The organism is Wolbachia endosymbiont (group A) of Tromatobia lineatoria (genome assembly GCF_964028565.1).
Classification (GTDB): domain Bacteria; phylum Pseudomonadota; class Alphaproteobacteria; order Rickettsiales; family Anaplasmataceae; genus Wolbachia; species Wolbachia pipientis.
Map to the genome: position 1 here is coordinate 1,064,408 of NZ_OZ034791.1, position 17,565 is coordinate 1,081,972.

The following is a 17,565-nucleotide window of genomic DNA, read 5'->3' on the forward strand; positions in this document are numbered from 1 at the left end:
CGCGGCACTAACAAGAGATCCCGCTAACACGCAGCGGGATGACGAGACTTATCTTTATGCTGCCACGAACCGTCATACCGCCGCGGTATCTCTTAGCCGCTAACAAGTAGCGAAATGACAACAATCCTACGTCATACCGCCGCGGCGCTAACAAGAGATCCCGCTAGCGGGATGACGAGCTTATCTTCATGCTGCCACGAACTGTCATACCGCCGCGGTATCTCCAGATCCCGCTAACAAGCAGTGGGATGACGAGACTTATCTTTATGCCGCCGCGAACCGTCATACCGCCGCGGTATCTCCAGATCCCGCTAACAAGCAGTGGGATGACGAGACTTATCTTTATGCCGCCGCGAACCGTCATACCGCGATTCATTCGCGGTATCTCTCAGCCACTAACAAGAGATCCCGCTAGCGGGATGACGGTTGTCGTTTAGCCATAAATATTTAAGAAATTTACCAAACGAAAAAAAAGGCAAAAGAAGCCCCGTGGTTGGCTAATTACTTACATTATACTTTCAAGTATGGCGTTTTTTTATTCTAAACACTTAATAACCGCGATTTAGCTGCTTTTAAGCCGCAACTAATCTAAATTATAAACGTTAAGAAATTTACTAAACAGAAAAAAAGGCAAAAGAAACCCTAGGGTAGCTAGTTATTCACTATCCATTTTTTAAGTTGGCGTTTTTTAATGTTTTAAATGCTTTATAAGCGTATTTCAGCTTGTGTAGGTAAAAACCCAGAATTTGATAAAGACATAGAGTGCACATAGTGCAAAAAATTAAACATGAGACGCCAGATACGTGAGTTTTTTTGTCATTTAATCTGTACAGAGAAGATAAATAAATAGCTTCAGTTTCATGATAAGGGGGCTGGCGAGGTTTGTCAAGGAAGTTTTTTCGTTTCTGTTATATGGTTATGCAAGAAGTCTATTGTATGTTTACACTCTGCATTAAAGCTTTTAGTTAAGAGCATATCCATCCACCGCCGATAACTTGCTCATCTTTATACGCTACACAGGCTTGACCTGGACTGATGCCAAAGTAATCGTCGTTTAAAATGACACAGGCTTTATTTTTTTCGTCAGTTGAATGTATTGTTGCTAAACTTCCCGCATGTGATGATCTCAGCTTCACAGTTACTTCCATACCTTCCTTTGGTTGTTCTAACCAATTTAACTCCTTGATCAATATTTTTTTTTGCATTAATACGTTGATCGGACCTACTATAACCTCATTATTTTCTGTATTAATTTTTATCACATAAAGAGGTTCATTGTGTGCGATACCCAAGCCCTTTCTTTGCCCCACTGTAAAATTTACTATGCCACTGTGCTCGCCTAGCACTTTTCCATTTACATCCACAATTTTACCTTTCTGTACAGATTGTGGAGCTAATTTAGCTATTGTTTTACTATAGCTTTCGGAAACAAAGCATATATCTTGACTGTCCGGCTTTTCAGAAATTTGTAAGCTGAAATACTTTGCTAATTTTCTTATATCACTTTTATAGAACCCACCTAGTGGAAATCGCAAAAGCTTCAATTGCTCTTGAGTTGTAGCAAACAAAAAATAACTTTGATCTTTACTTTTATCAATGCTTCTGCACAACTTTACCTCACCATTTTTTTCTAACCTTCTCACGTAATGTCCTGTTACGAGCACATCCGCACCAAGATTTTTTGTAACTTGCAATAGATCACGAAATTTTACCGTTTGGTTACATCTCACGCATGGTATGGGAGTTTCCCCACGCATATAGGTACTCGCAAAATCCTCTATTACTTCCTTTTTGAATATTTCCTCATAGTTTAAAATATAGTGAGGAAAGCCAACACTTTCAGCTACACGCTTAGCGTCATAAATATCCTGTCCAGCGCAGCATGCGCCCTTTCTTGCGTTAGCATTACCGTCGGTGCCATAGAGTTGAAGAGTCACACCTACCACTTTGTACCCAAGGTTATGTAGCAGTGCTGCAGCAACGGAGCTATCAACTCCCCCGGACATTGCAACAACAGCCTTGGTCTGGTGCGGAGCTTTATCTTTTAGCAGAGGTTCTATTTCAAATTCTTTTAGCATAATCGCCTTAATTTATAAACACAAACTTGGTGTCATGCAAGTAGCTGACACTGGAATCTAGTTTCTATTACACAATTTCATCGAAACAGCATACTTGTTTATAGTCAATTTTTCTGGATCCCAGTGTTGGCTACTTGGATGACATCTTTATGCTTGAGGTAAAATTTGCTATAAAATTCGATGAACTACCTTTAAAAATAATTTAATCCTGCTTAAATAAAACATGGCCAAAATAATCCATGTTTTCAAGCACTTTTCCGCTACCCAGAGCAACACAACAAAGTGGGTCATCTGCAACACGAACTGGTAGTTTTGTTGTTTCACTGATAACTTTGCCCAAGTTACGCAATAATCCGCCGCCACCGGATAAAATTATTCCTTTATCGACTATATCAGAAGAAAGTTCAGGTGGAGTGCTCTCCAGTGCAGTCCTAATAGCAGAAATTATCTGATGTACAGGCTCTATTAAACTCTCTGCAACTTGGTATTCTGATAAAAGCATTTCTTTTGGCATGCCACTCACTAAATCCCTGCCTTTAATTATCATTCCCTCTTTGTTATTTTCACCTGGCAGACTGGCTGAACCTATGCTTTTCTTAATTTTCTCAGCGGTTGTTTCACCGATTAATAACTTATGATTTTCACGAATATATGATTTTATTGCTTCATCCATAATATCGCCACCTACTCTGGCAGAACGTGAATAAACAATTCCGCCTAAAGAAATAATTGCAACTTCAGTTGTACCGCCTCCTATATCAACAATCATAGAACCCTCAGGTTCAGTAACCGGGAGCCCAGCTCCGATTGCTGCAGCCATTGGTTCTTCAATTAAAAATACTTCATTTGCACCAGCACTTTCTGCTGCATCTTGTATAGCACGCCTTTCAACTGGCGTGGATCCAGATGGAACGCATATGATAATATTAGGTTTATTAACAGTGAATTTTGTGTTTGCACTGCGTATGAAATATTTTAGCATTTCTTCCGCACTTTTAAAATCAGCAATAACTCCATCCTTTAAGGGCCTTATCGCCTCTATTTCTCCAGGCGTTTTCCCAAGCATCATTTTAGCTTTTTTACCAAAAGCATAAGGAACGTAACTTCCTTTTTCTTTTATTCTTGCTACAACTGAAGGCTCATCAAGCACTATTCCCTGATTTTTCTGATAAACTAAAGTGTTTGCAGTACCAAGGTCTATAGCAATATCGCTAGCAAACAAACCTTTGAAAGTAAAAAGGCTATAAAACTTTCCGGTTAATTTTCGAACAAAATTCATACATAACTCAAGAAAACCATTTATTAAGACAAATTATACTTTTCAGATAAGTAGTAAGTAACACACTCAACGTCTAAACCCTTACCTGTTACTTTTTTTAGCAGTTCCGGGCCACACTTTGCACTGTATATATTTTGAGATAACCAACTGATAAGTAAACTAAAATCTCCTTTTATTATAGCACTTAATGATTCGTAATGATTCTTTTTAACGCAAGAGAAAATCTGCACAGCAGCAATTAAAGCAATAATTTTTATAGGAAAGTAGCCCATAACACCGCTTGCCCAATATTCATCTTGAAAATAAGTGTTTAGCTCATTTTCAGCTTTTACTGGAATTTTATAGTGCTTCATACCTTCCAGCCACGCATCATGCAGGTCTTTGACTTCCAATGTACCATTTATTATATCTTGTTCTAACCTAGTTCTCAACATAATATGAGCTAACAGACTAAATTCATCTGCATTTTTTAAAAAAGAAGAAAGGTTTATTTCATTGAAAATCAAGTACAAATTTTCAACACTGCTAACTTTCTCGTTAGTTTTGCCTTTTATAGCAAATTTCTCTTTTATGTGTGGTTGAATAAACTCAATAAATTCTCTGGATGTTCCAATCATCCTTTCCATGAATAACCCTTGAGTTTCATACATGACATGTCTCGTAATTGGACTACTTATAGAATTTTGCGCTAAACATTTTTGATAAATTGCATAACCACTATGCCGTAAAAGTGAAAATAAACCATAACAAAAATCAGATTCATCATAATCTATAGGGTAGTAATAAGAAGTACGAATCTCATTTAGTGCAATACCCATTTGCTGTAAACATAATGAGCCAAGTTCAATCTGTTTCTGAGTAGCAACTTTTTGTATATTAGTAACCTTATCCTTATCCTTTTTCTGCTTTTCAATTATTTTATCTACATTTTCGCTAAAAAATTTGCCTACCTTGGGGAATACTTCCCTTATATTCTTTTCTGCGATATCAGAGTCATAGTCAGCAAGCAGTGAGTCGTATTTTGAGCATTTTAATTGCTGCGATTTTATAGAAGCTACTTCGCGAATGAGTGTGATTAAATCAGTAAAACGTTCTTTTAGTTTTTCTAAGTTACTGGTTTCAGAATGAGATAGCTTCCATAAATTTTGGCATTCAACCTTAGCTTTGGATAAAGACTTTACTAAATCAATAGGAACAGCACTGTTGCTTTTATGTATTCTCTCTATTAACTTTAGCTGCTGAGTATTTGCACTTTTTTTGTTACCAAGAGCATCTGCTAATGATTCCTTTATTGCGTCATGAGAGATAATTTCATGTCTGATTTCTTCTAGAAGACTCATTTGTTCAACTTTGTCCTCTATATTCAATTGGCTTTGGTTTAGTACTTTTAGCGTATTTTCGATATTCTTTACCCTATATAATACTTCCTCTAAAAACTTATAAGATTGCATATTTGTTCATTATTTTAGAAAACATCTGTTTAATACCGTAATAGATTAATAATAAAGTTAAAAGTATATTTGCTTAAAGTACAATAAAAAATTGTACTTTTTATTCTTTTATTGGATTTTTCTATTCAGAGTCCAGCATATTATAGGAAAATTAATTGTAAGGTTGTAGAAAAAGTATTTAGTATTTTATTTCTCTTGACTATATTACAATATGGAGAGATATTAGCTACTGAAATTAAAGTTACGCACTATTTAAAATTTATGGAGGTTTAGTAATGTGGAGTAGACTGGTTATAATGTGCTGTTTTTGTTTATTACTTACTGGTGTAAGTTCTTGCCCAAAAAAAGGAGCAAATACAACAAATAAAATAAATTCTGTTGTTAAGCAGATAGGTGATAAAAGAGTTTTCTTTGGTTATGATGAATCTAGTATTGATGAAGTAAGTGCAGATGCATTACTTGACGTAATGGAGGTGTTACAAGATAACCCTGACGCGAAGGTTACTTTAACTGGTCACACTGACAACCGTGGTTCTCATGAATATAATCTTGCACTAGGCGCTAGAAGGGCTGATGCAGCTAAAAAATTTATGGTTAGTTGTACACCCTACATAGAAAACAGAATAAAAACTGCTTCTAAAGGTGAAACTGAGCCTTTGGTTAATGTAAAAGATGATTCTAGAAATTCTAAATATGAAAAAGAGCATGCTAAAAATCGTAGAGTGGAATTTTCATTTTCTGGAATAAAGAAATAGTTTCTTGCATTAAAACCTGGATCCCAGTGTCAAACACTGGGATGACATAAAGAAAGGGCACTGGGGTAGACAAAAAAGGACAAACTTGTCATATTTCGTTGCTTGTTAGCGGGATCTATATATACCACAAATAAGTCGCGTTATGACGTAAGAGATCTGACCTGTCTGGCCATCAAGAGACATAATGGAATTAGAGTTATTATTTCAAAATGTGGTTAATAGTTTTGCTTTCTATAACAATCAAGTTGCAGTTGCAGTATCAGGTGGTGTAGATAGTATAGTCTTACTGCACTTAATGACTAACTGGGCAAAAAAAAACAAGCTTTCACTTCCTATAGCATTAACAGTAAATCATGGATTACGTCCAGAGTCTCAAAAAGAAGCTGATTTTGTTGTAAGTTATGCAAAGGAACTTGGAGCAAAGGAATCGTTCATATTAAATTGGGAGAAGCAAAATATTAAAGGCAATATTCAGTTACAGGCACGAAAAGCACGGTATAAGTTACTAGCAGAGTGGTGTAAAAATAATAATGTTAAATATTTACTTGTTGCTCATCACAAAGATGATCAAGCAGAAACGTTCTTGTTAAGATTAGAGCGAGGTAGTGGCGTAGATGGATTATCATCAATGGACTACAAGTCTTTCCTAAATGGTATTTATATATTTAGGCCATTGTTAAATTTTAGTCGTAGTGAAATAGAAAAGTACGCTAAGCTTCATCGGTTAAAATGGATCGAAGATAGAAGCAATCATGACTTAAAATACAGACGAACTTTATACCGTAACTTACTTAAAGCAAGTGATAATCAAGAGATTTTAACAGAGCGAATATGCCTCACAGCCCTTCATATGAAAAGAGCTGCAAAAGCGTTGATGCACTACACACGCCTTGCGTTTAATGACTGCGTTAATGTGCATGATCTTGGTTATATTGAAATTAAACTAAGTGAATTTTATCAATTGCCAGAGGAAATAGCCTTGAGGCTTCTTCTTTACTCTATAATGGCAATTGCCAGTAAACATTATAAACCAAGGTACAGCAGCCTCATTGCAATATTTAATAGAATATTGCAAAAGGATAGTAATGTTAACTGTACACTTTCTGGGTGTAAAATAAGAAAGTATGGAGAAAATATCTTAATAATTAGAGAATCGTCAAGGATACAAGAAATTACCGTAAACCTACCTTTAAATGAACCTACCCAATGGGATAACAGATTTAGCTGCACAATACTCGGAAATCAAGGGTGTTCAGTTATCATCGCTCCATTAAAAAAAACACAAAAAGTTCCTGAATTTCTGAAGGATTACAACTGCTGCCCTGAAGTTTTCTACTCTTTGCCTACAGTACAAAAAGATAGCAAGGTGCTTGCTTATCCTGATGTAAATTATAACGGAAAAAATACCAATGACGATAAGGTTCAATGCATTATTAATAGCACGATAAAACAAAATTTGGTAAGCTTGATTAGTATTTAGTTAGAAATAGAAATGAAAAAATTTTTAGAAGGCTTATTGATCTGGTTAGTAATTATTGTTCTTATTTCAGTTGCTTATATTCAATTCAGCGGAAATGTAGGTAAAAGTAAAACAATTATACCTTTTTCGGAATTTTTAACTAGACTAGAAGACAATGATGTAGAAAATATTGTCATAAAAAACCAGAGCATTGAAGGCAAGTTCAGGGACGGTTCAAGTTTCAATTCAAGCGGTGTCATATATAGCGACCTAATAAAAAATTTACATGATAGAAAAGTGAGATTCTCCTTTTCAACTGGAGATTCTGCCATGAACGTAATTGGTGGATTACTTATCTCATGGGTCCCAACATTTATCTTTATTGGCTTTTTGCTATTCTTTCTTAAACAAACACAAGCGGGAGGCAACAGAACTATAAGCTTTGGCAAGTCAAGGGCTAGACTCATGACTAGTGGAAAAAAAGTAACATTTGATGATGTTGCTGGAATTGATGAAGCAAAAGAAGAGCTAGTAGAGATCGTTGATTTCCTTAAACAAAGGCAAAAATTTCAAATATTAGGTGGAAAAATACCAAAAGGGTGCCTTTTAATTGGCTCTCCTGGAACTGGTAAAACTTTACTTGCTCGTGCAATTGCAGGAGAAGCTAATGTGCCATTCTTTAGCATTTCTGGATCTGATTTTGTTGAAATGTTTGTTGGTGTTGGTGCGAGCCGTGTTCGTGATATGTTTGATCAAGGCAAGAAAAATGCTCCTTGTATAATTTTTATAGATGAGATAGATGCGGTGGGTAGACATCGTGGCATTGGTCTTGGTGGCGGCAATGATGAAAGAGAACAAACATTAAATCAGTTATTAGTTGAGATGGATGGCTTTGAGTCTAATGAAGGTGTAATAATAATTGCTGCGACTAACCGTCCGGATGTCTTAGATCCAGCACTGCTTAGACCTGGTCGTTTTGACCGACAGATTACTATTTCTTTACCCGATATAAATGGGCGTGAAAAGATATTAAATACTCATATAAAGAAAATATCAATAGCACCAGATGTAAACGTGAAAACAGTTGCAAGAGGAACACCAGGTTTTTCAGGGGCTGATCTAGCAAATTTGGTGAATGAATCTGCACTTATCGCTGCAAGAAGAAACAAGAAAATTGTTACCATGGATGATTTTGAATATGCACGTGATAAAGTAATGATGGGCGTAGAAAGACGATCCCTAATTATGACAGAAGAGGAAAAGAGACTGACTGCATACCATGAAGCTGGTCATGCGATAATTGCGGTTAATATGCCTGCTTCTGATCCTATACACAAGGCAACAATCATTCCAAGAGGTATGGCCTTAGGTTTAGTTATGAGACTACCGGAAACAGATAGAGTGTCCCACACAAGAGAAAAGCTGATAGCAGATATAACTGTTGCCATGGGTGGCAGGGCAGCAGAAGAGTTAATTTTTGGCTACGATAAAGTTACAAGTGGCGCGTCTTCTGATATACGACAAGCATCTAACATAGCACGTGCTATGGTAAAAAAATGTGGAATGAATGATGAGATAGGGCTAGTGTATCACAATCGTGAGCAGCAAGATCCACAACATCCTCATATGACATCTGAAGATACGCTAAAGCTCATAGATGAAGAAGTGAAAAAAATCATATCTTCTTGCTATGAAAAAGCAAAAGACATTTTGACCAAGCATAAGAAAGGCTTAGAGCTTATTGCTGAAAATCTACTGGAGTTTGAAACTTTAACAGGAGATGAAATAAAGGATATACTAAACGGAAAAAAAATTGTTAGAGAAGAAAATGAGAAGAATGAGAAAGTAAAAAAATCCTCTCTCTATGAGAGTTGACCTCATCTTAAAAATGCTAATCAGCTAACGCTGCAATAAAACATTCAGAATTGTAACTGTCAATATAAATTGTATTAAAATATTCATAATATTGCATTTTCATCACAATAATTCTATCATTCAGTTAGTATTAATGTTTAATGAGGTGTGAGTAATGATTGATATAGCTTCTATTGGTGTAAGTACAGTTATTGATCAGAATTATAGAAGAAAAGCACAATTATGTTTATCAGGATTATTTGTAACTGTGTCAATAGCAACTGTTACCTGGTTTATTTTCCCTGCGTCACAAAATGTATTAGCTCCGTTTTTACTTCCGGCTATGTTCTTGCTCTTCACTTTATCGATGGGTTATTACATGTTCATATTTAGTTGTGAAGAAAAATCTTTGGTAAAGAATGTTCTTGGTATGGTTGAACCGGCTGAATCGGTAAAGAGAGTGCATTGCCAAGAAAATATTAAGTCCTTATTAGCAGAAGTGAGAAGTACTACGAAAGATAGGTTTCGTAACGTGCTTGTTAATCTTTGTTTTGAAGATCGTAGTAAAGCACACAAACTTGCATTATATGTGAAAGAAATTGACGATATTGTGTCTTCAATAAAAAATAAAGACCTCTTAGACCATTTTGATCAATTTTTTACTATTACTGAAGTAAGCAATAAAAAAAATAGAAGTGAATTAATGAACCTCGCAAGGGCATATAAGATGATAAGTGAAGAAGATCCAGACAAAATACAGGATTTTTTAGCTACTCAAACAAAAAGTTATTCATATGAAATAATGTTACCTGAAATTGATAATTTTCTATCACAAGCTAGGTGATTTTATCAATAATTTCATTGTGTACGTGATTATCATTTTTTGTTTCAATTCCAGTGATAACACTGCACCTAACGGGCTCTTTTATGGCTATTTCCTGAAATCCTTTTCTGACCTTATTGTAAAAATTAACATCCATTTCTTCATATTTATTCTTGTCTTTTGCTCTATTTAACCCAACTTTAACATCAATATCTAGAATGAATGTAATATCTGGATATTTAATTTCCACTAGCTTATGTAAGTCCCTTATTAGCCCTAAGTCAACTCCAAACCCATATCCTTGATATGCAATAGTTGAATCAATAAACCGATCACAAATCACTATTTTTCCTTCTGCAAGAGCTGGTAATATTAATTTTTTCATATGTTCGCGCCTCATCGAGATAAGTAGCAAGAGTTCAGAAATAGAATCAATATTATTCGTTAACAATACTCCTCTTACCTTCTCTGCAAAGTTAGTGCCACCTGGTTCTCGAGTCAATACCACATTATTTTCGCCGCGAATTTGCTTAAAATGATTTGCAAGTAGCTTAGATTGTGTTGTTTTACCAGAGCCGTCTATTCCTTCGAAAGTTATGAACATAAGTTTTATAATTATAATACTAAAAAAGAATATGCAAACAGTATACATAGAAACCGTTTGACATTTAAATAATAAGACCGTAAATTACATGTGGTATAATAATAGTCTATGGTTGCTCTGAATACTCCTAAAGTCGATTTTAGTTTTACTGCAAAAGATTTTAATCTTTTGGGAGTAGACAATAAATATTATGCATTAAGTGACTGTTGTGGAAAAAATGGTCTTATTATAATGTTTATATGCAATCACTGTCCTTACGTTCAGTCAATTATTAGCAATCTGGTAAGCGATGTTGATCAATTGAAAAAAGATTATCAGGTAAACACCATTGCAATAATGCCAAATGATGTAAATGAATATCCAGAAGATTCCTTTGAAAATATGATTAATTTTGCCAAGGAAAATAAGTTTATATTTCCATATTTAATTGATAGTACACAGAAAATAGCTAAAGAATACGGGGCTGTTTGCACTCCTGACTTTTTCGGCTTTAATTCCAATTTAAACCTTTGCTATCGTGGACGTTTTAACGACACAAAAAAAGAAAAGGTTCAAAGCTATGAAGTAGGAAGTAGTGACTTATTTCAAGCTATGAAATTTATTGCAGAAACTGGTAATTCTCCAATTGACCAAAAATCAAGTATTGGCTGCTCAATTAAATGGTCTAATTCTACAGGTTAAATATCATGCACAGTGGCTCTCAGCATTTGTTTGATATTATAATTTTGCTTTCTGCTGCTGTGTTTATAGTCATAGCATTTTGGAAAATGAATATTAGTCCAGTGCTTGGTTACTTCGTTGCAGGTGCAGTTATTGGTTCTCACGGATTTAATCTGATACACTCAGCTGAAGCAATGGATAATCTTGCAGAATTTGGTGTAGTTTTTCTATTATTCATTATAGGCCTTGAATTGACATTTGAACGCCTGATCGCTATGCGTATTCATGTATTTGGGTTCGGTTCTCTTCAAGTTATAGTTACCATGGTAGCAATATGGTGCATCGCTCTTGCTTTCGGAGTGAATACGAATATAGCAACAGTTATTGGTGGTGGGCTTGCGCTATCCTCAACAGCAATAGTGTTGCAGGTTCTGCAAGAAAAAGGTTCTCAAGCAAGTCAGGTTGGTAGGTTGTCGATAGCAGTGCTATTAATGCAAGATTTTGCAGTGGTACCATTAATAGTATTGGTACCTTTACTTACTGGCAATTCTGAGCACAGCCTGATAAGCTCATTGGCAGGTTCATTGGTGCAAGCAGCTATTGCATTAGTGCTGATATTTATAACTGGTAGATTATTGCTTAGACCTTTATTTTCGGTTATTGCTAAAATGGAAAGTAATGAGATCTTTATATCAACAACGCTTTTAATAGTATTAGGAGCAGCATTTATTACTGAGCAATTCCATTTATCGTTAGCATTAGGTGCATTTGTTGCTGGATTGTTAGTTGCAGAAACAGAATATAGACACTCAGTAGAACACGCAGTATTGCCATTTAAAGATTTGTTTCTTGGCTTATTTTTCATGACTGTTGGTATGTCCATCAATACCGAACTTTTACTCAATAAGTTACCACTAATTACTTTATTATCGATTATCCTTATCGTTTTAAAAACATCTATTATATATATATTGTGTAGATTTTTTGGGTTTAAGAGTGCACCTGCTATACAAGCTGGGTTACTGCTTTCACAAGGCGGTGAATTTGCGTTTATTTTGTTTCGCTTAGCAGATGAGCTAAATGTGCTACCAAGTGAAATCGCTCAAGTACTTATGATGGTAACTACAGTAACCATGGCTTTCACTCCTCTTTTATCGGGGCTTGGAGATTGGATAGCAAACTCATTTAGCACTGAGAAAACAATATTAGATGATGAAGCTGTTGAAACAGATACACAAGATCTTTATAACCATGTGATAGTTGCTGGATTTGGTAGAGTGGGATATATGGTAACAAAAATGCTTACGGCAGAGCATTTAAGTTACGTTGTTGTAGATATTCAATCGAAAATAGTCAAAGAAGGAAAAAGTGATAGTTTTCCTATATATCTTGGAGATGTTACAAGATGTGAAATTTTAAAATCGGTAGGAATAGAAAGAGCTCAAGCTCTCGTTATTTCAATAAAGAATGAAGTTACTATAAAAAAAGTTGTTTCTTTAGTTGCAGCAAATTTTCCGCATGTAAATATTGTAATACGCTTACCAGATCTGAGTAATGTGGAGGTTTATAGAGATCTAGGAGCTAGTAAAATTATTCCTGAAACATCTGAGATAGGATTGCAGCTAGGTGGAGCTGCACTGAGCCTTAGTGGTATTAGCGAAAGTGGAGTTACGTCTTTAAAAAGTAGATTCAGAAAAGGCAATTACAGTATGTTAAAAGACCTTGGTAGTGATAAAGATGAATAACTACTTCTCTAATTTTATGTACAGAAAGCTTCAAGCTTTATTGAGGTTTTGCCTATAGTAAATTACGCACATAATCAACCAAATTAAGGAAAGTGCAAACCAAGTGATTGCATATTCCAAATGCTTCATTGGCTGTATAGCTACTTTGCTGCCAAAATTGTTCGGCCACAATACACACTTCTCTAGCTTAATACCTAACTCATTGGAAATTTCTTCTGTACTCAGGGTAAACCATGTATTCGAAGCAGTATCGTTCTTGATAAACCAATTTTTACTTTTATTGCTATCGCAATATAAAATTCCATCTGCAACTACTTTTTCAATTTTTACTTTTTTCTCCTTTTTTTCTCCGACTATTCCTTTATTCACCAACATGTAACGTCCAGTGGTGAGCAACATAGGAGACAGCACGTGATAGCCGTGTTGCCCTGCAAAAACATATAGTTCTATGTCACTTAGAATCCCATCAATCTTGACATGCCTATAGTTAAATTTTTCAAGGTCGTTATTGGGCAACAGATGAACAACAGGAAGACTCATATTTTTGATAATATTATTCTTCCAGTTCAATCTGAATACTTGCCATAATCCTAATAAAAAAAGGAGCAAGCAAGGTACAATTAAAATAAATACTATTTTTTTTAACACTCTATATTTGTGTTCTTAAATAGTTTTCAACACCCATTAGTTCAATAAGGTCAATCTGTTTTTCAATCCAATGGAAGTGCTCTTCTTCATTTTTTAACATCTCTTCTAATAACATTACACTAACAAAATCTTTTTCTTTCTCAGCGATAGAAATCGTTTCTTTGATATCCTTAATACCTTTTCCCTCTAATTTCAAATTAGCTTCTAAGATTTTCCGTATTGTGTCTTTTGTAAACTTTCCATCATGCTTTGATATTTCGTTTGTATCCTGAAAATTTGGAACTCCTTTGAATAACAAAATTCTTTCTGCCAACTTGTTTGCATGTTCAAGTTCTTCGTTAAGCTCATTTTTTACCTTTTCTGCAAATCTATTAATTCCATTGTTTTTGAGAATCGCAAAATGCAAAAGATACTGGCGTACAGAAGTTAGCTCATTGGTCAATAATTTGTTCAAATGTTTTACTATCTTTTCATTCATAATCTTCCCTTAGTTCAATTCATCAGCATAATTTATATGATAACGATAGTTATAGCAACTCATTTAATATTTCCTTTGATAACAACCGTATTAAATAGCATGTCGTGGTATGTCTGTTTTTTCTTAGAGAAGCAAGCAACTAGATACCAGCAAAGAGTGAGCAGCACCGTTAATATAGTGAGTAGCACTATTAATATATCGAAAGCGTTTATTAACACGTCCTGTTCTTGGAAAAGCTCGATGAGGATAACTATTATGTTATATAATAGAGAAAGAAAAAACTGAGAAATGCTTCTATCAAATGCTAAACTCAAATCTATTTTAGAACCGTCCAAGCTTATGGTATGTATGTTCATTAATTGCTGACCAGGAGTTGCTTGGGCTTTTGAAGATATAAAATATGTGAAGTAACTGCAATCTATACACATAGATGAAATTAACGGAAAATTCTTTAACAATAGTCTGATTAATAAGTTTGGAATTAATAAAATTGCTCTATCTATCAAATATGCGCAAAAGCGTCTTATTATACTGGCAATCTCTGTAACAGTGGTCATTACCTATCTTCTAAATACTTTATTATAAAATCTGTAAGTTTATCAAAATGTTGAAAACATAACAAATCTTCATAACCGCTTATTGATTGACCGTATATAATAGGTAAACAATTGGCATTTTGTGCACACAGAACATCTGTGATGCTATCACCAACGAAAAACACATTTTCTCTATTTATAGGCAACGTACTCTCTTCTAGTGCAAATAGCAGTGGGGTTGCAGATGGTTTATCTTCTGCAGTATCGCATGACCCAACCACTCTTTCAAAGTAGGAATCTAGTTTAAAATAGGCAACTTCTTTACGTAAATTAGTATTTTTCTTATTACTTACTATTGCTAGATAAATATTGTGGCTTTTCAGTGTCTGCAACATTTTCTCTACTCCTTGATTCAAAGCAATGTTTTGCAATAGTGCATCATCTAAATATTGTTGATATATCTGATTCGCTTTTTTCCACTGATCGCCAAATAAATTGACCATATAGCTCTTTCTCGACTCATGGGAATTTCTATCAGCAGCTTTATTACTATACCCCATTGAGTTTATGGTATGCTTAATAGCATTAAAAATATTATCTTGAGTGTCAACTAAGGTATTATCCCAATCGAATACTACTGCTAATGAGCTATCTTTCATCTCTTATATCATTATACATTTTAACTTAATAAGTAAATAGCATTTTAATGAAAAAGATATAAATAGGACGCCCTTGATAAACACTTTTTACCACAAGTTATGTTAACTGTTTTTTATATAATTAGCTAATATACTGATTATATGATATGTTTTAATAGGTAACAGGTATGGCCCAGACATCTAAAGAAAGTGTTGAAAAAAAGTTTAAAGATGTTTTTGAACGTTCTCCAGGTGCTTTTCCAGAAGGTACCTCATTAGAAAAGAAGGTTAATTATATCACAAAAGGAACAGAGGCTCTAAAAGCTGTGAAAAGTAAGGAGCTTGAGAACAAAATGAAAAACGTTGCAGAATTGAGTCAGAAATTTGAAAGTCAAAAAGGACGTGCAGATGAAAAAGTACGTCAAGATTTTGAAAGAATTGCTGAGCTTGACCAACAATATAAAGGGAAGGGCATCTTCACAAGTGAAAAAGTTGCAGAGCCAAAAAGTGACAAAAAACTCCAAGACACTCCGAGAAAAACTACAACAGCAGTTAAAGACCTTGAACATAATACACAAAAAAAGACTACTGAAGCTTCTGTGCAAACAGCATCAGAGCACGATTCACAAACCGTTAATCCCTCAGTAAGCAAGAGTTCTGTAAAAGAGAAGCTCAACACTGAGCCGGACAAAAAAGATAACACGCCTCAACCACAAGAAAATCAAAAAGAAGAAGGGTTTTTGAGTCTTCTGAAGCGCTTTGTTAAGAAAATATTAGAAAAATTTTTAGGTGAAGGTGAAAAGGATGTAGAGAATGCTCGTGGCATGAAAGAAGATGCTCAAAGAGATACGTCAAATAACGAAGAGCAACAAAAGAGTAAGCAGCTTGATGAAATTTTAAAGGACAAAAGTGTAAGCGAGGGTTTGAAGCAGGCAACAAAGCTTGAAAACCCGGCAATAACGCCTGTTAATACTCCTAAAGTGAATGAAGTAAACACGGGTCGTGAAAGGTGATCCGCTTTCAAGCTTCATTATACCGCCACGAACCGTCATACCGCCGCGGTATCTCATCCGCTAACAAGTAGCGGGATGACGATTGTCAGGGTGTCATCCCAGTGTCCCTATGATGTTATCCCAGTGCCCTGACTACTTGGATCTAGCAAGCTTTGCTTGCAAATAAGTCTAATACGCGTCGCGTTTTATGCCAAAACACAATTGGAGTTACATGCAAAATAGATCCCAGTGTCAGCTACTCGGATGACAAAAAAAGGAGCACTGGGATGACACCATTTGTTGTATTTAACAAAGTTCGTACTTAGCTTCATGTTAGCTATAAACATTAAGAAATTTACCAAACGAAAAAAAGGCAAAAGAAGCCCCAGCTAATATCTATTTTAGAACATTGGCGTTTTTTAAGTCTTAAACACTGCAATTTAGCTGCTTTTAAATGCAACTCACCTTAGTTTAAATGTTTAAGAAATTTACTAAGCAGAAAAAAAGGCAAAAGAAGCCCCAGCTAATATCTATTTTAGAACATTGGCGTTTTTTAAGTCTTAAACACTGCAATTTAGCTGCTTTTAAATGCAACTCACCTTAGTTTAAATGTTTAAGAAATTTACTAAGCAGAAAAAAAGGCAAAAGAAACCCCGTGTTAGCTAGTTGTCACTCCCTAATCCTGCAAATTGGCGTACTATACTGTCTTAAACGACTTATAAGCGCGTTTCAGCTTGTGTAGGTAAAAACCTAGAAATATTGTGAAGACATAAGGTACACATAGTGCAAAAAATTAAAAATAAGACGCCAACTACGTTGTTTTCTTGCTGTTTAATCTGCACAGATGAAGATAACTGAATAGCTTCAGTTTCATGATAAGGGGGCTGGCGGAGTTTGTCAAGGAAGTTTTTTCGTTTCTAACGGTTGTTACCAAAAACTATGCAAGAAGTCTATTGACAGGTGATTAAATTATAATGTAGCCTATCGCCGTATATCCGGGGGTGGGTTGTTGTGAGGCTTTTTCACTTTTTATTCTTGTTAATGTGTTTTTCTCTGTATTACTATGCGGGTTTTATATTTTCGCCCTGCCCAAAAGCTACGGTTTGCTTTTCACCTGGAGAAGATTGTGCTGTACCGATAATCAACGTAATAGATCAGTCTAAAAAATCTATCTTAGTTCAAGAATATACATTTACTCTTGGAACAGTTGCAAAATCTTTGATTAATGCTAAAGAACGCGGTGTTGATGTTAAAGTCATCTTAGATAAATCGCAACTCTACTCAAAATATAGTGTTATAAATGAATTATTTTCAGGTGGAGTACCAATTTGGATCGATGATAAGCCAAAGATTGCTCATAATAAGATAATGATTGCTGACAATCAAAAAGTCATCACAGGGTCATTTAACCTTAGTAAGACAGCTAAAAAAGGAAATGCTGAAAATTTATTAATTATTACAGATTATCCTGAATTGATTCAGCAGTATGTGAAAAACTGGGAGGCACGAATGTCACAATCTTACAAATACGCTCCCAACTAATCGAGAGCGCTTGCTCAAAATCA

Annotated in this window: 17 protein-coding genes; 8 read left to right on the forward strand and 9 right to left on the reverse strand. The window is 35.0% G+C overall.

What is annotated here, in order from left to right:
* Nucleotides 1–965: 965 nt before the first annotated feature.
* The 3 genes from mnmA to ABWU48_RS05605 all read right to left on the reverse strand — a co-directional run bounded on the left by mnmA (nt 966) and on the right by ABWU48_RS05605 (nt 4,808).
* Complete coding sequence (gene mnmA / locus ABWU48_RS05595) at nt 966–2,078, reverse strand: tRNA 2-thiouridine(34) synthase MnmA (protein WP_209473297.1); 1,113 nt, start codon at nt 2,076–2,078, stop codon at nt 966–968.
* Nucleotides 2,079–2,280: 202 nt separating this feature from the next.
* Complete coding sequence (locus tag ABWU48_RS05600) at nt 2,281–3,357, reverse strand: rod shape-determining protein (protein WP_209473299.1); 1,077 nt, start codon at nt 3,355–3,357, stop codon at nt 2,281–2,283.
* Nucleotides 3,358–3,380: 23 nt separating this feature from the next.
* Nucleotides 3,381–4,808: a carboxypeptidase gene (locus tag ABWU48_RS05605; protein ID WP_353288342.1), complete on the reverse strand. Its 1,428-nt coding sequence runs from the start codon at nt 4,806–4,808 to the stop codon at nt 3,381–3,383.
* A 275-nt stretch (nt 4,809–5,083) separates the two neighbouring features.
* Here ABWU48_RS05605 and ABWU48_RS05610 point away from each other — a divergent pair, with 275 nt between their 5' ends.
* From ABWU48_RS05610 to ABWU48_RS05625, 4 genes are all read left to right on the forward strand, one after another.
* On the forward strand, nt 5,084–5,563 hold the full coding sequence (locus ABWU48_RS05610; protein ID WP_353279214.1) for an OmpA family protein: 480 nt from the start codon (nt 5,084–5,086) through the stop codon (nt 5,561–5,563).
* A 184-nt stretch (nt 5,564–5,747) separates the two neighbouring features.
* Nucleotides 5,748–7,043: a tRNA lysidine(34) synthetase TilS gene (gene tilS / locus ABWU48_RS05615; protein ID WP_208571594.1), complete on the forward strand. Its 1,296-nt coding sequence runs from the start codon at nt 5,748–5,750 to the stop codon at nt 7,041–7,043.
* 12 nt (nt 7,044–7,055) lie between these two features.
* Nucleotides 7,056–8,897: an ATP-dependent zinc metalloprotease FtsH gene (ftsH, locus tag ABWU48_RS05620; protein WP_209473305.1), complete on the forward strand. Its 1,842-nt coding sequence runs from the start codon at nt 7,056–7,058 to the stop codon at nt 8,895–8,897.
* A gap of 154 nt (nt 8,898–9,051) precedes the next feature.
* Entirely contained in the window at nt 9,052–9,720 is a 669-nt protein-coding gene (locus tag ABWU48_RS05625) for a hypothetical protein (protein ID WP_010081999.1), read from the forward strand.
* On the opposite strand, the gene tmk is transcribed toward ABWU48_RS05625, so the two are convergent.
* Nucleotides 9,713–10,303 (reverse strand): dTMP kinase, encoded by a 591-nt coding sequence (gene tmk, locus ABWU48_RS05630; protein WP_010081998.1) that lies wholly within the window; start codon nt 10,301–10,303, stop codon nt 9,713–9,715. The two genes, ABWU48_RS05625 and tmk, sit on opposite strands and share 8 nt — an antisense overlap.
* A 108-nt stretch (nt 10,304–10,411) precedes the next feature.
* Between tmk and ABWU48_RS05635 the strand changes: the two genes are divergently transcribed.
* Nucleotides 10,412–10,984: a thioredoxin family protein gene (locus ABWU48_RS05635; protein WP_010081997.1), complete on the forward strand. Its 573-nt coding sequence runs from the start codon at nt 10,412–10,414 to the stop codon at nt 10,982–10,984.
* 5 nt (nt 10,985–10,989) lie between these two features.
* Nucleotides 10,990–12,708, forward strand: a complete 1,719-nt coding sequence (locus tag ABWU48_RS05640; RefSeq protein WP_010963130.1) for a monovalent cation:proton antiporter-2 (CPA2) family protein — start codon at nt 10,990–10,992, stop codon at nt 12,706–12,708.
* Between the two features lie 30 nt (nt 12,709–12,738).
* Here the strand turns inward: ABWU48_RS05640 and ABWU48_RS05645 are convergent, their stop codons facing one another.
* The 4 genes from ABWU48_RS05645 to ABWU48_RS05660 are packed head-to-tail and all read right to left on the reverse strand — an operon-like array spanning nt 12,739 to nt 15,029.
* Nucleotides 12,739–13,356 carry an SURF1 family protein gene (locus ABWU48_RS05645; RefSeq protein WP_070357010.1) on the reverse strand — a complete coding sequence of 206 codons (618 nt, stop codon included), beginning with the start codon at nt 13,354–13,356 and terminating at the stop codon, nt 12,739–12,741.
* A gap of 1 nt (nt 13,357) precedes the next feature.
* On the reverse strand, nt 13,358–13,834 hold the full coding sequence (gene bfr / locus ABWU48_RS05650) for a bacterioferritin (RefSeq protein ID WP_353288343.1): 477 nt from the start codon (nt 13,832–13,834) through the stop codon (nt 13,358–13,360).
* Nucleotides 13,835–13,893: 59 nt separating this feature from the next.
* Nucleotides 13,894–14,391, reverse strand: coding sequence for an RDD family protein (locus ABWU48_RS05655; RefSeq protein ID WP_010081931.1), 498 nt, complete (start codon nt 14,389–14,391; stop codon nt 13,894–13,896).
* Nucleotides 14,391–15,029, reverse strand: a complete 639-nt coding sequence (locus tag ABWU48_RS05660; protein WP_010081930.1) for an HAD family hydrolase — start codon at nt 15,027–15,029, stop codon at nt 14,391–14,393. Before ABWU48_RS05660 ends, ABWU48_RS05655 begins: the two co-directional genes overlap by 1 nt.
* 167 nt (nt 15,030–15,196) lie before the next feature.
* Between ABWU48_RS05660 and ABWU48_RS05665 the strand changes: the two genes are divergently transcribed.
* The gene (locus ABWU48_RS05665) at nt 15,197–16,021 is read left to right on the forward strand and encodes a hypothetical protein (protein WP_353288344.1); all 825 of its coding nucleotides are present in this window, start codon (nt 15,197–15,199) and stop codon (nt 16,019–16,021) included.
* 185 nt (nt 16,022–16,206) lie between these two features.
* Here the strand turns inward: ABWU48_RS05665 and ABWU48_RS05670 are convergent, their stop codons facing one another.
* A complete protein-coding gene (locus tag ABWU48_RS05670; protein WP_153296786.1) occupies nt 16,207–16,347 on the reverse strand; it encodes a hypothetical protein in 141 nt (46 codons plus the stop codon).
* A 664-nt stretch (nt 16,348–17,011) separates the two neighbouring features.
* Between ABWU48_RS05670 and ABWU48_RS05675 the strand changes: the two genes are divergently transcribed.
* The gene (locus tag ABWU48_RS05675) at nt 17,012–17,542 is read left to right on the forward strand and encodes a phospholipase D family protein (protein ID WP_010963125.1); all 531 of its coding nucleotides are present in this window, start codon (nt 17,012–17,014) and stop codon (nt 17,540–17,542) included.
* The last annotated feature ends 23 nt before the right edge of the window (nt 17,543–17,565 follow it).

Coding starts and splice junctions, on each gene's coding strand:
- ABWU48_RS05625 (WP_010081999.1), top strand. CDS start 9,052: ATGATTGATATAGCTTCTATTGGTGTAAGTACAGTTATTGATCAGAAT.
- ABWU48_RS05670 (WP_153296786.1), bottom strand. CDS start 16,347: ATGTTTATAGCTAACATGAAGCTAAGTACGAACTTTGTTAAATACAAC.
- bfr (WP_353288343.1), bottom strand. CDS start 13,834: ATGAATGAAAAGATAGTAAAACATTTGAACAAATTATTGACCAATGAG.
- mnmA (WP_209473297.1), bottom strand. CDS start 2,078: ATGCTAAAAGAATTTGAAATAGAACCTCTGCTAAAAGATAAAGCTCCG.
- tilS (WP_208571594.1), top strand. CDS start 5,748: ATGGAATTAGAGTTATTATTTCAAAATGTGGTTAATAGTTTTGCTTTC.
- ABWU48_RS05635 (WP_010081997.1), top strand. CDS start 10,412: ATGGTTGCTCTGAATACTCCTAAAGTCGATTTTAGTTTTACTGCAAAA.
- ABWU48_RS05600 (WP_209473299.1), bottom strand. CDS start 3,357: ATGAATTTTGTTCGAAAATTAACCGGAAAGTTTTATAGCCTTTTTACT.
- ABWU48_RS05665 (WP_353288344.1), top strand. CDS start 15,197: ATGGCCCAGACATCTAAAGAAAGTGTTGAAAAAAAGTTTAAAGATGTT.
- ABWU48_RS05660 (WP_010081930.1), bottom strand. CDS start 15,029: ATGAAAGATAGCTCATTAGCAGTAGTATTCGATTGGGATAATACCTTA.
- ABWU48_RS05605 (WP_353288342.1), bottom strand. CDS start 4,808: ATGCAATCTTATAAGTTTTTAGAGGAAGTATTATATAGGGTAAAGAAT.
- ABWU48_RS05655 (WP_010081931.1), bottom strand. CDS start 14,391: ATGACCACTGTTACAGAGATTGCCAGTATAATAAGACGCTTTTGCGCA.
- ABWU48_RS05640 (WP_010963130.1), top strand. CDS start 10,990: ATGCACAGTGGCTCTCAGCATTTGTTTGATATTATAATTTTGCTTTCT.
- ABWU48_RS05610 (WP_353279214.1), top strand. CDS start 5,084: ATGTGGAGTAGACTGGTTATAATGTGCTGTTTTTGTTTATTACTTACT.
- tmk (WP_010081998.1), bottom strand. CDS start 10,303: ATGTTCATAACTTTCGAAGGAATAGACGGCTCTGGTAAAACAACACAA.
- ftsH (WP_209473305.1), top strand. CDS start 7,056: ATGAAAAAATTTTTAGAAGGCTTATTGATCTGGTTAGTAATTATTGTT.